Origin of the sequence: Candidatus Accumulibacter sp. ACC005 (assembly GCF_907163215.1) — a bacterium.
GTDB lineage: Bacteria > Pseudomonadota > Gammaproteobacteria > Burkholderiales > Rhodocyclaceae > Accumulibacter > Accumulibacter regalis.
Map to the genome: position 1 here is coordinate 262,049 of NZ_CAJQUB010000006.1, position 14,938 is coordinate 276,986.

15 protein-coding genes, 1 pseudogene and 1 CRISPR repeat array (1 of these 17 only partly in view) are annotated in these 14,938 nt (G+C 61.2%); of the genes and pseudogenes, 13 read left to right on the plus strand and 3 right to left on the minus strand.

Annotated elements, in window-relative coordinates; translation table 11 throughout:
* Positions 1–35: 35 nt before the first annotated feature.
* The 3 genes and pseudogenes from QZ613_RS08365 to QZ613_RS08375 form a co-directional block, all read right to left on the minus strand.
* Positions 36–698, minus strand: a pseudogene (locus tag QZ613_RS08365) (exodeoxyribonuclease V subunit gamma); the annotation flags it as partial.
* A 62-nt stretch (positions 699–760) separates the two neighbouring features.
* Entirely contained in the window at positions 761–1,597 is an 837-nt protein-coding gene (locus QZ613_RS08370; RefSeq protein WP_291922542.1) for a PDDEXK nuclease domain-containing protein, read from the minus strand.
* A gap of 103 nt (positions 1,598–1,700) precedes the next feature.
* Positions 1,701–1,868 carry a hypothetical protein gene (locus QZ613_RS08375; RefSeq protein WP_291922543.1) on the minus strand — a complete coding sequence of 56 codons (168 nt, stop codon included), beginning with the start codon at positions 1,866–1,868 and terminating at the stop codon, positions 1,701–1,703.
* A 194-nt stretch (positions 1,869–2,062) separates the two neighbouring features.
* On the opposite strand from QZ613_RS08375, the gene QZ613_RS08380 reads away from it, so the two are divergent.
* The 13 genes from QZ613_RS08380 (at position 2,063) to cas2e (ending at position 13,994) form a co-directional block, all read left to right on the plus strand.
* Positions 2,063–2,308 carry a type II toxin-antitoxin system CcdA family antitoxin gene (locus QZ613_RS08380; protein ID WP_043564257.1) on the plus strand — a complete coding sequence of 82 codons (246 nt, stop codon included), beginning with the start codon at positions 2,063–2,065 and terminating at the stop codon, positions 2,306–2,308.
* Positions 2,308–2,625, plus strand: coding sequence for a CcdB family protein (locus QZ613_RS08385; protein ID WP_043564217.1), 318 nt, complete (start codon positions 2,308–2,310; stop codon positions 2,623–2,625). Before QZ613_RS08380 ends, QZ613_RS08385 begins: the two co-directional genes overlap by 1 nt.
* 222 nt (positions 2,626–2,847) lie before the next feature.
* Positions 2,848–3,114, plus strand: coding sequence for a type II toxin-antitoxin system ParD family antitoxin (locus QZ613_RS08390; RefSeq protein ID WP_043564220.1), 267 nt, complete (start codon positions 2,848–2,850; stop codon positions 3,112–3,114).
* A gap of 6 nt (positions 3,115–3,120) precedes the next feature.
* On the plus strand, positions 3,121–3,414 hold the full coding sequence (locus QZ613_RS08395) for a type II toxin-antitoxin system RelE/ParE family toxin (RefSeq protein ID WP_043564222.1): 294 nt from the start codon (positions 3,121–3,123) through the stop codon (positions 3,412–3,414).
* Between the two features lie 549 nt (positions 3,415–3,963).
* Entirely contained in the window at positions 3,964–4,941 is a 978-nt protein-coding gene (locus QZ613_RS08400; protein WP_043564224.1) for a WYL domain-containing protein, read from the plus strand.
* A 104-nt stretch (positions 4,942–5,045) separates the two neighbouring features.
* The gene (gene cas3, locus QZ613_RS08405) at positions 5,046–7,901 is read left to right on the plus strand and encodes a CRISPR-associated helicase Cas3' (RefSeq protein ID WP_291982010.1); all 2,856 of its coding nucleotides are present in this window, start codon (positions 5,046–5,048) and stop codon (positions 7,899–7,901) included.
* On the plus strand, positions 7,898–9,523 hold the full coding sequence (gene casA / locus QZ613_RS08410) for a type I-E CRISPR-associated protein Cse1/CasA (protein ID WP_043564230.1): 1,626 nt from the start codon (positions 7,898–7,900) through the stop codon (positions 9,521–9,523). The genes cas3 and casA overlap by 4 nt, the downstream gene beginning before the upstream one ends.
* Before the next feature lie 10 nt (positions 9,524–9,533).
* Positions 9,534–10,028: a type I-E CRISPR-associated protein Cse2/CasB gene (gene casB / locus QZ613_RS08415; protein WP_043564236.1), complete on the plus strand. Its 495-nt coding sequence runs from the start codon at positions 9,534–9,536 to the stop codon at positions 10,026–10,028.
* Positions 10,029–10,061: 33 nt separating this feature from the next.
* Entirely contained in the window at positions 10,062–11,126 is a 1,065-nt protein-coding gene (gene cas7e, locus QZ613_RS08420) for a type I-E CRISPR-associated protein Cas7/Cse4/CasC (RefSeq protein ID WP_043564239.1), read from the plus strand.
* A gap of 5 nt (positions 11,127–11,131) precedes the next feature.
* Positions 11,132–11,890, plus strand: a complete 759-nt coding sequence (cas5e, locus tag QZ613_RS08425; RefSeq protein WP_043564241.1) for a type I-E CRISPR-associated protein Cas5/CasD — start codon at positions 11,132–11,134, stop codon at positions 11,888–11,890.
* Positions 11,891–11,892: 2 nt separating this feature from the next.
* Entirely contained in the window at positions 11,893–12,576 is a 684-nt protein-coding gene (cas6e, locus tag QZ613_RS08430) for a type I-E CRISPR-associated protein Cas6/Cse3/CasE (protein WP_291982015.1), read from the plus strand.
* A 214-nt stretch (positions 12,577–12,790) separates the two neighbouring features.
* Positions 12,791–13,717: a type I-E CRISPR-associated endonuclease Cas1e gene (cas1e, locus tag QZ613_RS08435; protein ID WP_043564247.1), complete on the plus strand. Its 927-nt coding sequence runs from the start codon at positions 12,791–12,793 to the stop codon at positions 13,715–13,717.
* Positions 13,698–13,994, plus strand: coding sequence for a type I-E CRISPR-associated endoribonuclease Cas2e (cas2e, locus tag QZ613_RS08440; protein ID WP_043564248.1), 297 nt, complete (start codon positions 13,698–13,700; stop codon positions 13,992–13,994). Before cas1e ends, cas2e begins: the two co-directional genes overlap by 20 nt.
* A gap of 89 nt (positions 13,995–14,083) precedes the next feature.
* A CRISPR array of direct repeats spans positions 14,084–14,938; the repeat unit is 29 nt; unit sequence GCGTTCCCCGCAGGCGCGGGGATGAACCG; it runs 6,681 nt beyond the window's last position.

The window sequence follows — 14,938 nt, forward strand, 5'->3', positions numbered from 1 at the left end:
ACCGCCGCCCGGCCGGCGTTCGAGCGCTCTTCCGCTCGCTCGCCCTGCCCGCCCGCAGCGCCCTGCACGTCGGCCAGCAGCGCCCGCCACAGCGCCGCCTGCCAACGCTGCTCGTCCGGGAGCGGCGTCTGCTGCCCGCGCGCGTCGATCAGCACGTCGTCGCCCGCGGCCCACGCCGCCAGCCAGTCGGCGCGGTACACCTGGTACTGGTCGAAGAGGTCGGCCAGGCGCTCGGCGAGCTGGAAGCGCTTGCGGCGGTCGCTGTCCGCCACCAGAAAACCCAGCAGCGGCGCGTATTCCGGCGCACTCATCACCTGCGGCAACAAACGCATCAGGCGCCACAGCAGCCGCGCCTTGTCGAACGGCGAATTCTCCGGCACCGCTTGCCGCCCAAGCAGCGCCCGATAGACCTGCCACAGGAAACGCGCCGGCAGCGAAATCTCCAGCGCCGCGGCGATGCCGCAACCGCCATGCTCGCCCGGCCCATCGCCGTCCTGATCGCCGTCCTGAGCGCCGTCCTGAGCGCCGTCCTGATCGAAGTCCTTCGCGTCGGCCGCCAGCGCCAGCTTCAGCCACTGCGCGATGCCGTTGCTCTGCACCAGGATGATCTCGTTCTCCAGCGGCGCCAGCGGATAGCGCTTCATCCATTCGACGACCAGATCGCGCAACATCTCGGGTTGATTGCCATGCACGAGCATCAGGCCGGGGGTCAAGGCGGGCAAGGTCAAGTCGGACTCCGGGGACGGGGTGTCGAGGAAGGTCAGGCAAGGCCCGAACGATAACTTGGAACGGCAGTGGAAGCTATGCCGATGGCCACCCTCGGGCACGGTGCCTGGCCCTGGATTGCTTCGCTTCGCTCGCAATGACGGCTCGCGCCGTAGCCGTGCCACCCGTTCGCCCACCCCACGTCGCAGCCCACTTCGAGGAGCACCTGTCGGCCGACGAAGGCAAAGCCCGCGCCGAGTTCAATCAGAAAACGGGTGATGTGTCCGACGATGGCGTCCTCGATGGCACGCTCGCCGGCTTCGTCTCCTGCCCCGAGAAAATCGAACAGATAGGGATCCTTGAGCGATTCGCGAGCCAGGTCGGATTGAGGCTTGGCCAACTGCAAGCCGAAGTTGGTGATGGCCTGCCCCTGTCGTTCCAGCAGGCGCCGCTCGATATGAATCGCCAGCACATTGCGTGACCAGCCGTGTTCGATCGCACCGTGTGCATAGGCGAGGCGCTGCGCTGGGGCCTTCAGCTTGGTGAGCAGCACGAGGTTGTGGCCCGAGGGCAAGTGTCCAACAGCCTGTTGGACAATTGCCGCATCCGGCCAGGCCTCGGCAAAGGCACGCATGTACATCAGGTTGGCGCGCGAAAAACCCTTGATTTCGGGGAATGCATTGCGCAGGTCCTGCGCCAGGCGCTCGATCACCTTCGCGCCCCAACCCTCACGGCCCTGGCGCTCCAGAATGTCCTGCCCGATCTGCCAGTAGAGCAGCACCAGCTCGCGATTGACCGCCAGCGCCGCGCGCTGCTGGGCCTGGTGGATTCGCGTCTTGAGTTCGGTGAGCCAGGCGGCGTAGTCAGCGGGCAGCGGGGCGATCTCGGGCATGAATCAGTGCTCCAGCGAATTTTCTGTCCAGCTTTTCAACCGGACGTTTTCCACTCAAACAAGAAGTATTGGCAAGACATACACTTGCGGCGTGGCGCCGGCATCAGCGCGGTTTCTTGCGCGCTTCGACCTTGGCCAGGGCTTCCCTGCGGATCGAGCTCCAGTCCGCCGGGGTCAGTTCACTCTCGGCGCCACTCAGCCCTTCCAACAGCTTCGCTTCAAGCTGTTCTTCGGCTTTGCGTTTCTCGTCGGCGCGGATCAGCGCGCGCATATATGCGCTCACGCAACAGGTCACTGATGCGCGGTTGGGTAGCGTAACGCCACAATGGGCTGCAGCGGGAAGAGATCGCCGGTGACCTTGAGCGTGAAGGCAGCGGGAGCCTGGCCAAAACTCGGGCATTGCCCTCGCTTTGCGTATCGTGATGCGTATAGACTATGCGCATGCTCACGAACAGGACGCCCGACATGCACGCCGCCTACAACACCCAGGCTCCCAAGAAGGCAACAAATCTCAGCATCAACGCGGACCTGCTGAGCAAAGCGAGGGAAATGGACATCAATCTCTCCGCCACCCTGGAACAGGCTTTGCTCGAAGCGCTAAGGAAACGACTGCGTGAACAATGGCTGCTCGAAAACAGGGCAGCCATCGCCGCCTACAACGATCACGTCGAGAAACATGGGGTGTTCAGCGATGGGCTGCGGTCCTTCTGATGCCTCAGTTCGCCGTCTACCGGAATCCGAACCCGGAGACCACCGCCGATTACCCGCTGCTACTGGATGTGCAGAGCGACCTGATTGCCGAACTCGGAACCCGCGTGGTAGTACCCCTCTGCCCGGCTGAGGCAACGAAGGGCAAGCTGCTCAGGACGCTCACTCCCGTCTTCGAAGTCGCGGGAGAACAATACGCCATGCTCACTCCGCAACTCGCGGGAATTCCGGTAAGGCGCCTCGGCACAAAGGTCGCCGACCTCACACAGCATCGCGACGAGATCGTCGCCGCCCTCGATTTGCTGATCACCGGGATCTAGTAGGGTGCGGCATTCTGGATATACGCACGCGGGTCCAACAATGCTCAAGGACGCGCGGCCCTGCGTTGGGGGGTAGTCGGCGTCGCGTGGAACAAAGAAACGTTTGTGGAACAGCCGCTGCTCTGCCTGACTCCCTGGTAATGGCGCAAGCGGACGGCGATTGACACGCCTTCGGCGACAGGATAAAAACAGTAGTTACTAACTATTAGTTGGAGGTCTACCATGCCAACCAGTGTCGCGCTCGGTTCGCATTTCGAAGAGTTCGTCAAGGCACAACTCTCGTCGGGGCGGTACAACAACGCCAGCGAGGTCATCCGCGAAGGACTGCGCATGCTCGAAGACCAGGAAAAGCTGCAAGCCCTCAAGCTTGAGGCGCTGCGAGCCGAAGTGCAGAGAGGCATGGAAGGTGGCCCGGGCATTCCTGCCGGCCAGGTATTCGAGAACCTGCGGCGGCGGATCGACGAGATCGCCGCCGGTGAGGGGGAGTAACGCGGAGTGACGCGTCTGGAGTTCTCGCCCGAAAGCCAGCTCGACCTGATCGAAATCGCCGCCTTCATTGCGCAGGACAATCCGGCTCGTGCGAAATCGTTCGTGGATGAGCTTGAAGCGGACTGCGGCAGGCTCGTCACTCAGCCGGGCATCGGTGCGCCGCGCCCCGAGCTGGGCGATGGGGTGCGAGTTCTGCCGCACGGGCGGTACCTCATTTTCTACCGCCCAGACGAGAACCTTGTCCGCATCGCGCGCGTCCTGCACAGCGCTCGTGACGTGGAGACAGCGTTTCAGCAGTGACATTACGGCGTCGGGAATTACCTGAACGCGACACGACTCCCCGACTGATTCCACCGCAGCCGTTGGCACGGCGACCAACGAGGCGCCCTGCCGGGAGCGAACACGTGGGCATTTGCTGGCGCAGCTGTCGGCGACCACTGTAGCCTGATAACGGCCTTCTCCTGGCCAGGCGTTTGACTGGCATGCCACGGCCACCGATACGACACCGCTGGTATGGGATTGCGGGCAGCACTACGGCGCACAGACGCCGGTCCCCAAAATCAAGGACCGGTTTTCCACCAAACCCGACGGGAGGGGTTTCGATGGGCAGCGCTTACGTGTCGTATGCGTGCGAAGAGAAAGAAGATAACCTGCGGCCCTTCGAATCTTGGCCCACAATGGCATGCCTTGTGCTGCCCAAAAGCGATTCTCTTGGCGAGACGGACCTATTCGAGGGTAGGCGAAGAAAACTCGTCATGGTCACCCATTCCGGCAAGCTACACACCATCAAACCGACCTACCCGTTCCACAGGTGTACTCATGGTCGCTGTTTTCTAGAAATGAGGTCGCATGAACCGCTCTGAACGCTTGTACATCATCGACCAACTGCTTCGCTCACGACGCGCCGTTCCAATGCACGAGTTCCTCTGCCGACTGGAAGTTTCATCTGCGACTTTCAAACGTGATCTCGACTACATGCGCGATCGTTTGCACGCACCAATCCTCTGGGATCGCGCCGCCGGCGGATATATTTTTGACGAAACCAGTGCCACCGGGCCGCATTATGAGCTACCCGGGCTGTGGTTCTCCGCCAACGAGCTATTTGCGTTGCTGGCAGCGCAAAAACTGCTCGCCGATATCGAACCCGGGGTCCTCGCGGCTCGCGTCGCTCCGATACAGGCTCGCCTCTCGTCACTATTGGAAACCGCGGGTCATTCATCGAGCGAGGTGAGTCAGCGCGTTCGCTTGCTTTCGGTTGCCAAGCGACAACTCGAACCGCGCCACTTTGCAGACATGGCATCGGCACTACTGTCGCGGCGGCAGCTCAAGGTAGACCACTGGAGCCGCCGGCATGACGAAGTCACCACGCGTACGCTATCACCGCAGCGCTTGGTCCACTATCGAGACAACTGGTACCTCGATGCCTGGTGTCACTTGCGTGCGGATCTGCGCAGCTTCGCTGCCGAAACGCTGCTCCGAGTTGCCGTACTGCCACAAGCCGCACAAGAAATCGCCGACGAAACCATGGACGCGCACTACGCAGCCGCTTACGGGATCTTCGCTGGCGTTCCTACCGAGAGAGCCAGCCTGCTCTTTTCAGCTGAGCGCGCGCGCTGGGTACGCTCCGAGACCTGGCATTCCGACCAGCGCGGCGAAGATCTTCCTGACGGCCGTTACCGGCTGAGCGTGCCCTATTCGGACGAACGCGAACTGCTGATGGATATCATGCGGCACGGTGCCCATGTCCTTATCGAAAAGCCTCTCGCTCTGCGTCGCCGATTGAGAGAAGAGCTCGATGCCATGGCGCAAAAATATTCCGAAGGGTAGCTCACGCTGTGAGCTACCGAAGGGCGCAAACTGTGAAGCGTCTAAAGTTTTCGCCAAAAGGAATAATCGAGTTCACAACCTGTGCCGCAAGAACTCGCCTGTCCTTGAAACCAGCAGCCAGCGAACCTTTTTTTGTAGCTCTCATTAACCACGATCTGTTCAGGTCCATGTCGTCAAAATCATATTTTCGCTACTGGGGCAAGGCCCGGCCGCAAGACTGCGGAGGCGTGCAGCTTCATTTGTTGCCGTATCACTGCCTGGATGTTGCGGCGGTTGGACTGCAATACTTGCGCAGGGCACCGGCCTTTCGTGATTTTCTCGGTTCGCGGATGCATGCCAACGATAAGCTTGCGCAAGAGCAATGGATAGCGTTCTGGCTGGCCATGCATGATCTTGGAAAATTCTCGGAAAGTTTTCAAAGCCAGCGCCCTGATCTGTTTGAAGAACTGAGAGGTCGCCGTCCAGACGCGAGCAAGGTGTATACGCTTCGCCATGACGGTCTCGGCATGCTGTTCTGGAACGACAAGCTCGAACGGTACGCCGTTGACAACACATGGTTTGGCCTTCCAACCAAAGCCTCTGCGCGCGGAATCAACTACTGGGTAAGCGCCGTGACCGGCCATCATGGCCAACCGCCAGAACCGCAACCATGTGGACGGTGGAAAAATCACTTCCATTGGCAAGATGACCCGCCGGCAATTTTCCAGTTCGCTGACGACCTTCGAGAACTGATCTTTGAGGGTCGGGAGGCGAGCATCCCCACGACGCTTGACCCGGACGCTTTTGAGCACGCCAGCCAGGAGTTGTCGTGGTGGATGGCGGGCTTGGCCGTCCTCGCTGACTGGCTAGGGTCCAATACGGACTACTTCGCGTATCGCGCCGAGCCTGACGACCCACTGCCCTTGCGAGAATATTGGGCGCATGCCAAGAAGCAAGCGGCTATTGCACTTGATCATACCGGGGTCTTGCCGCTGCACCCTGGCGGTGCGCTGCCATTCGAGTCCCTTTTCCCGAGAATCACCACGCCATCCCCACTGCAATCCTGGGCTGCAACGACAGTGCTTTCGCGCGGCCCGCAGATTTACCTCCTGGAGGATGTGACCGGCGCGGGAAAGACCGAAGCGGCAGTCTTGCTGGCTCATCGCTTGATCGCGGCAGGCCAGGCCGATGGTTTCTTTATTGGCTTGCCGACCATGGCCACGGCCAATGCGATGTACGGCCGCATCGCACAAGTCTATGCGCGGCTGTTTGCGGGCAATGCAAGCCTCGTTTTGGCGCACGGCCAACGCAACCTGGTGGAAGCATTCGCCGAATCCGTGATTCCGAGCGGCCCAACTGCCGACGACGACCAGCAGTTGGATGAAAGCGCAAGCATCCGCTGCAACGCATGGTTGGCCGACCACAACAAGCGTGCGCTGATGGCCCCGGCCGGCGTAGGCACAATCGACCAGGCGCTGCTCGCCGTGCTGCACAGCAGACATCAGTCGCTGCGCTTGCTTGGACTTTTCCGTAAGGTTCTGGTCGTCGATGAGGTGCACGCCTGCGACGCGTACATGCAAGGCATTCTCGAAAACCTGCTTGCCTTCCACGCGGCTGCGGGCGGCAGCGCAATCTTGCTCTCGGCAACGCTGCCACAAGCCATGAAGGAGGCGCTGCTACGAGCCTTCGCTGTCGGTTGCCAACGCGACGCGCCGGTTTTGGCGAGCCAATCGGCGTTCCCACTGGTGACGTCCTGGCACAGCGCTCGTCCCGATGACACGGAGGAGACGCCCATTGCCACACGCAAAGACGTTCAGCGTACGGTCGCCGTCGACTACTTGACTGAAGAATCGCGCGTCGAGGCCGTCATCGACGCAGCGCTTGCAGCCGGACAGTGCGTATGCTGGATGCGCAATACCGTCGCTGACGCGCTCGACGCTTTTGCCCTTTTCCGGGGCAGAGTGCCTGCCGACAAGCTCACCCTTTTTCACGCCCGTTTTTCCCTGCGTGATCGCTTGCTGACCGAGCGTAGAATCCTCGATCTGTTCGGCCAGGACAGCACGCCGAGCCAACGGCAGGGCCAGTTGGTCATCGCCACGCAAGTGGTCGAGCAAAGCCTGGATGCGGACTGGGACGTTGTTGTCAGTGACCTCGCGCCCATCGATCGCCTCATCCAGCGCGCAGGGCGCTTGCAACGTCATGTGCGAGATCGGCATGGCGAGCGTTTGCAGGACCCAACGGCAGGCGATCAGCGCGGTGAAGCTCGTCTATACGTGTTCGGCCCACGGTGGACCGCTTCGCCTGAGGCCGACTGGTTCAAGGCGGCTTTTCCGAAGGCGGCCAATGTCTACGCGCACCACAGCCAACTCTGGTTGACCGCCAAAGCGCTGCAAGCTGGCTGCTTTGCCATGCCTGCCGATGCCCGAAGCCTGATCGAACGCGTGTTTGCTGGTGACTCAGAGATTCCGGAAAAGCTTGAACACAACGCCAACCAGGCGGAAGGGAAGTCCTACAGTGACGCCAGCGAGGCACAGCAGAACACGGTGAAACTGGGGTCGGGATATGTGCGTGGCGGTATCGACTGGTGGAGCGAAGCCAAGACGCCTTCCCGCTTGGGCGAGGCGAGCATCAACGTGGTCCTGGCGCGCTGGGATCTGGAGCGCTTGCTGCCCTGGTGTGAGCACGAAGATCTACGGCATGCCTGGGCCTACAGCACGGTTCGCGTCGCTGAGCGACTGATCGCCAAGAGCGCAGAGCCTGAGGGCGCGGCGCGGAAAGCAGCGCTGGAGCAGGCGCTGCTGACATTGCCCGGCGGGGGAAAGTGGTGCGTACTACTACCGCTCGAGAAAGGTCATCAAGGGTGGACCGGGGCTGCCTGGAGCAAGACGACGGCGCAAAGGCCAGAGCAGAGGCTCTCGTGGGTCTACGATTCGCTCAGCGGCTTGTGCCAGATTGAGCAGGACGGGGAGGATAACGAATGAATCTATTGCATGAACCCTGGATGCCAGTGCGGCGCCGTGACGGCAGTCGGGCGTGGATTGCGCCGAACCAGTTGTCGGATCCCGACATTCTGGCCTTCGACGCTGATCGGCCCGATTTCAACGGCGCGCTGGCTCAGTTTTCTGTGGGACTGCTTCAGACCAGCACGCCGGTGGACAGCGGGGTGGCATGGGACGAGCGGTTTGAGAACCCCCCTTCGGCGGTTGTTCTGAGCGAGTGGTTTGCTCCATTTGCAGAAGCGTTCGAGTTGGATGCCAAGGGAGCCCGCTTCATGCAGGATTTCAGCCTGACCGCTGACGAAGGTTCGTTCAACGAGATCGGTGCCTTATTGATCGACGCGCCCGGCGAGAACGCGCTCAAGAACAATAGCGACCATTTCGTCAAGCGTGGCCGCGTGTCGGGGATGTGCGCACATTGCGCGGCGAGCGCCGTGTTGACCCTGCAGATCAACGCGCCAGCGGGCGGAGTTGGAAATCGCACAGGCCTGCGCGGGGGCGGGCCATTGACCACATTGCTGCTAAGCATGCCGCTCGACGGGCAGCCTCGCTCCTTGTGGGACGATTTGTGGCTCAACGTACGCGATCAGCGCGGGTTTCTGGCCTTGTGCGGCGACGCCGGGAAGTCAGCTCTTCACTTCCGCTTCCCGTGGATGAGTGACATAGCCGCAATCCAGCGCGCTGGTGGCGAGACCGCGCCGGTGCAGGTGCACCCGCATCATGTCTTCTGGGCAATGCCACGGCGAATCCGTCTGGACTTTGAAACGGTTGCCAGCGGTGACTGTGATGTTTGCGGTCGATCTTCCGAGCGACTCGTTCAGCGCTATGTCAGCAAGAACTACGGTTTCAACTACAAGGGGCCCTGGAATCACCCGCTGTCGCCGTACTACGAGGCCACGCAGGGATGGCTGCCGATGCATCCGCAGCCTGGTGGCTTCGCTTTTCGCCACTGGTTGGGCTGGGCGCTCGGCCAAGTGGCGGACAAAAAGAAACAGCGTTGCGCCAGCGTTGTGCAACATGCGCTTGCCGACCGTCGCGGGCAGTTGCGCCTGTGGGCTTTCGGCTACGACATGGACAATATGAAAGCGCGCTGCTGGTACGAAGCGACCTTGCCGCTTTACGGACTGGCTGACTGCGATGCGGATGCCCAGGGCTGGGTTGGATCACAAGTGGACATCTGGATTGCGGGCGCAGACCTGGCGGCGTCGTACCTGCGCTCGGCAGTCAAAGATGCCTGGTTCAGCTCAGAAGCGCGCGGGAATTTCAGCGCGATCGATGCGACTTTCTGGAGCAGCACCGAAGCGGCGTTCTATGACCAATTGCGCGACCTTATCGATCTCGCTCGTCAGAATCTCGAAGGCGATATGCTCGCCGTTCGTGAAAGTTGGCACCGGGTTCTGATCATCACAGTCGACAAGTTGTTCGACACCATCTTCGTTGGTGCCGGCCAGGTCGAACGGCAAAGGCCGCAACGCGTGGCCAAAGCGTTCCGACAATTGAAGAAAAACATGCGCGGGCCGAAGGTGCGGCAGGCACTTTCCTTGCCGGCACTGGCTACCGAAAAACCAACGTCACGAAACCCGGCCGCAGAAGCGGCTGCCATCTAAGGAGAACGGCATGGCTATCTACTTCACGGTAGGCGAAGGACTCGGGCAGGCCTTGTTCGAATGGTGGCAAGGCTTGGAGAAAGACCGCGCGAGCCGAGCGGTACTGAGGCGGGCATCCTCGCTAACCGAGATCTCGCTTACCCCTGCGTACCAGCGGTTGTGCGGGCGGCTTGGCGCGCTGAACTGGAAGGACTGGGAGAGGGATCGCTTTGCCCTCGTCGTTGGCGTACTGGCGCATGTCAAGACGCACGACGTTCGGCCGCCAGCCCTGGCCATGAGCCAGCGTGCTCCGGGCGAGGATCGTCCGCCCGTCAGTGAGCTGCGCTTCCTGCGACTGCTGGAGTCGCCTGATCCTGATTCGCTATTTTCGGGCGTTCGCCGCGTGCTGCCTCTGATGGGCGGCGTCGACGTCATCGTACTGGCCAACGACCTGATCCACTGGGGTGATGCGGTCAAAAAAAAGTGGGCCTACGGCTATGACTGGCCCGAAAAAACCGTTCGCTGATTTCGTCCTCAACTCTTTCCAGGAAACCACATCATGTCTCGCTTTGTTCAGCTTCACGTACTGACCAGCTACCCACCGTCCAACCTGAATCGCGACGACACCGGTCGCCCTAAAACCGCTCTGATGGGCGGCGCGATGCGCTTGCGCCTCTCGTCGCAAAGTCAGAAGCGAGCGTGGCGAACATCCGATATCTTCGAAACTTCTCTCGCCGGAAATCTGGGTACGCGCACCAAATGGATGGGCAAGGAAGTCTTTCAAGAACTCAAGAAATCCGGCATTGCTGAAAAACCGGCGCGGGAATGGACGAAGGCCATCGCCGCTCGCTTCGGGAAGCTCAAGTCGGACAAGAAGACGGAGAAGGACGAGGATCTGGAAATCGAACAACTCGCCCATTTCAGCCCTGAAGAAATAGCCGCGATAAACGCTCTTGCTGCGACGTGTGCCGCGCGTGGAAGCGCCCCTGCCGAAAGCGAGTTGGCCCTGCTGAGCAAACCCCGGCATGCTGTCGACATCGCCATGTTTGGCCGCATGCTGGCCGATTCGCCAGCATTCAACGTCGAGGCAGCCGTGCAGGTTTCGCATGCGATTACGGTACACAAAGCCGCTGTCGAGGACGACTACTTCGTCGCTGTCGATGACCTGAACGACGGGCAGGAGGACAGTGGCGCTTCGCATATTGGTGAGCGCGGCTATGGCGCTGGCCTCTTCTACCTCTATCTGTGCGTCAACCGGGAGTTGCTGCAAGAGAACCTTGGCGGCGACGAGGCGCTGACAAACAAAGCGCTGGACGCCCTGCTCAACGCGGTGACCAGAGTATCGCCAACGGGGATGCAGAACAGCTTTGCGTCACGCGCCTATGCCAGTTACGTTCTGGCCGAAAAAGGTGATCAGCAACCGCGCTCACTCGCGCAAGCCTTCCTCAAGCCAATCACTCCGTACGGCGACCAGAACATGCTGGGAGTGGCGGTGGAAGCCATCAGGACGCGCTATAAGAACTTCGACAAGGTGTATGGCGAATGCGCGGAGCTGCGCTACGAGATTGACGTCGAGGCCGGAGAAGGTACGTTGCCAGAACTAATTGCTTTTGTTCAGAGTTGACGGCCGTGGAGTTCCTGATCTTTCAATTGCAGGCACCGCTGGCGTCCTGGGGTGGCACTGCGGTGGGCGAGCATCGTGGCAGTCATGAGTACCCCGGCGAGTCGGCCTTGCTCGGCCTGCTCGCGGCCGCACTCGGCATCCGGCGCGAGGACGAGTCGACCCTGACGGCACTCAAGCAGGCTTATGGCTTCGCTGTCGGCGTGCAAGACGGGGGCAGCTTGCTCCGGGACTATCACACCGCGCAGGTACCGGGGCGCAGCACGCTGAAGGGTCGGCCGCAGGCGACGAGACGTGAGGAATTGGCTGTGCCAAAGCATGAGTTGAATACCATCCTGTCAACGCGCGACTACCGGCAAGATGCCGCGTGCCTGGTAGCGGTTCAAGCGCTGCTTGATGCACCATATACCCTGGGTGCCTTGGCCGACGCTTTGCGATCACCGCGCTACGTCCTTTATCTGGGGCGAAAATCCTGCCCGCCAGCCGCTCCACTACATCCGCAAGCCATCAATGCCGACTCGGCGCGGGCTGCTTTCGACGCATATCTGGCGCGGCTTGAACAGGAGCGGGTGGCACATTCTGATAAGCGCGGCCGCCCGCCTTTCGAGGACATCGCTCCGGTAGTGCGAATCGCATGGTCAGAGGGCGTCACTACCGGTGTAAGTCCAGATCTAAGCGCAACACGTAAAGACCGTGTGATCCGTCGCAAGGGCTGGCAATTTGGCGATCGCACCGAGCATGTCTGGCTGCGGAAGGAAGGGGGCTGACCATGTATTTCTCGATGATTTCGCCTTCGGCCGGCCAAGAGCGCGAGGCAGCACAGCAGTGGGCTGCCGGTCCGTACTCGGAGCATCAATGGTTGTGGCGCTTTTTCCCGGCCGAGAAAGGCTCGCCAAGAGACTTTCTATTTCGCCGGATGAATACAAATGGCTTCCCACGTTTCTACGTTGTATCGAAACGTGCTCCCCAACTCCTGAACGACGCATGGCTTGTCCAAACTCGGGAATATGCACCCCGACCCGCTACCGGCACGCATTGGCGCTTTGAGTTGCGTGCCAATCCGGTCGTAACGATCAGTTCGGATGGCAAGTCTGCCCGTCATGATGTAGTGATGCAGCGGAAGAAAATCTTGCTTGCCGAACGTGGCCTTGCCCGTTGGCAAGAGTGGCGAGGCCAAGATAAGCCGGCGCTCTATGAGCTGGTTAGCGATTGCTGTCGGCAATGGCTGCTCGCCAGGGGGCCACGTTCGGGTTTCGAAATCGCGATGGAGAGCCTGTTGGTGGAGAGTTATGCGCAACACTCCGAGAAGCGCGGGCGCCTACGGTTCAGTACCGTAGATTTCTCTGGCGAGTTGCGAGTGACTGATCCCGAGGCGTTCTCGGCTACCTTGTGCGCGGGGATCGGGCATGCGAAGGCGTTTGGCTGCGGCCTCTTGCTGGTACGCGGTGCATGACGGTTTGGTTCTCCGACCAAACGCGCTTGGGCCACGGGACGTGACCGACGCTAACGATCTGCGGTCGGCTGGCTGCTCGTGCTTGAGGAACTCGCCAGCTGACTTTACGGTGCGCCGGCATGTCGCGCCTGCGAACAGCCAAGGCCCAGTGGTGCGCTCCCGAACCCCGGCAACGGCTATGTCGACTCGTCGCGGGTAGTGTCGAATTTCCGCCATGCTGCCACCCCTTAAGCCCATCCCCATCAAGGAGCGCTTGTCAGTCGTTTTCGTTGAACGGGGCGAGATCGACGTTGTTGATGGAGCATTCGTGCGAGTGGATCAGCAAGGATTGCGTGTACGACCTGTGCTGACGCATATCCCGATTGGCGGCGTCGCCTGCATCATGCTGGAGCCAGGCACGCGTGTGTCGCACGCGGCCGCCGCCTTGGCAGCGCGGGTTGGTACATTGTTGGTGTGGGTAGGCGAAGCGGGGGTGCGCCTCTATTCGGCGGGACAACCCGGCGGCGCCCGCGCTGACCGCCTGCTGTATCAGGCCAAGCTTGCGCTTGACGAGGTCCTTCGGCTAAAGGTAGTTCGCAAGATGTACGCGATTCGTTTTGGCGAGGAGCCGCCAGCTCGGCGCAGCGTCGAACAGCTGCGCGGTATTGAAGGCGCGCGCGTACGGCGCAGCTATCAGTTGCTGGCGCAGAAGTTTGGCGTCAAGTGGAGCGGACGAGACTACAACCCGGAGAACTGGGATGTGTCCGATTTACCGAACCGCTGTTTGTCATCCGCAACTGCCGCACTCTACGGTGTGACCGAAGCCGCTGTCCTGGCTGCCGGCTACGCGCCTGCCGTCGGCTTCATCCATACCGGCAAACCCTTATCGTTTGTCTACGACGTCGCCGACATCTACAAGTTTGAGACCGTAGTGCCCGCTGCCTTCCAGGTAGCCGCCCACCCGCCGCCGAATGCCGAGCGTGCCGTGCGGTTGGCGTGCCGCGACATGTTCCGGCAGACAAAGTTGTTGGACCGCATCATTCCGGATATTGAGATGATCCTCGCTGCCGGCGAGATTCCGCGGCCGGCAGCGCCAGCCGACGCGGTTGCTCCCGCTATTCCCAACCCCGAGAGCCTGGGCGATGCTGGTCATCGTTCTTGAAAACGCGCCACCACGCCTGCGCGGCCGATTGGCAATCTGGCTGCTCGAAGTGCGGGCGGGTGTCTATGTAGGCAACTATTCCAGACGAGTGCGGGAGGTCATCTGGGAGCAAGTCGGGCAAGGGCTCGAAGACGGGAATGCGGTAATGGTTTGGCGCGCCAACACCGAATCAGGATTCGAGTTTGAAACGCTCGGAGCGAATCGTCGGGTACCAGCGGAGATTGATGGCGTGCGCTTGGTTAGCTTTTTTCCCGAAGCCACGGAAGGTGATCTTTAACAACTCGGGAAATGGCGTTTGCATGCCGTTTCGTTGGTGGATTTTGAAGGGCTGATATTTCCATGGAAAATCATGGGGATGGAAGAAGTGCGTTCCCCGCAGGCGCGGGGATGAACCGCGGGCGACTAGCGCCGCTGTAGTGTCGATCAGCGTTCCCCGCAGGCGCGGGGATGAACCGCGCGATGTGCGGCGCCGCCCCATGCGACAACCGCGTTCCCCGCAGGCGCGGGGATGAACCGTGCGCAGCGTCTACGTGCCCGAGAACAACCGCGCGTTCCCCGCAGGCGCGGGGATGAACCGGTTGGAACATTCTCAGTGTTAAGAATACAGAAGCGTTCCCCGCAGGCGCGGGGATGAACCGGCGGCTTTCCTTTTTTTGCGCGACTCTCGTTGGCGTTCCCCGCAGGCGCGGGGATGAACCGCGGCCAGGGCGCTGGGGTGCTATCCGTCGACGGCGTTCCCCGCAGGCGCGGGGATGAACCGCTGCACCGGCAAGGCGGCGATGTGCAGCACTTGCGTTCCCCGCAGGCGCGGGGATGAACCGTTGCCAGCGTTCCTGCACACGGTTACGAACGAGCGTTCCCCGCAGGCGCGGGGATGAACCGCCAGTTCTGTTCTGGCGCCGTAATCGCGCCGAGCGTTCCCCGCAGGCGCGGGGATGAACCGGAAAGAACGTTGCTTGATTTTGCGCATGGAAAGGCGTTCCCCGCAGGCGCGGGGATGAACCGCCCCGATGTAGTTGATGCTACTATATTATGCAGCGTTCCCCGCAGGCGCGGGGATGAACCGTATACTTACAAACAGCGCTAACGGCTTCACGGGCGTTCCCCGCAGGCGCGGGGATGAACCGACAGCCCGCACAAACAAGCGCCAATCTCGCAGGCGTTCCCCGCAGGCGCGGGGATGAACCGACCTGGTATCCACGACGACATGAAGTTGCCGCG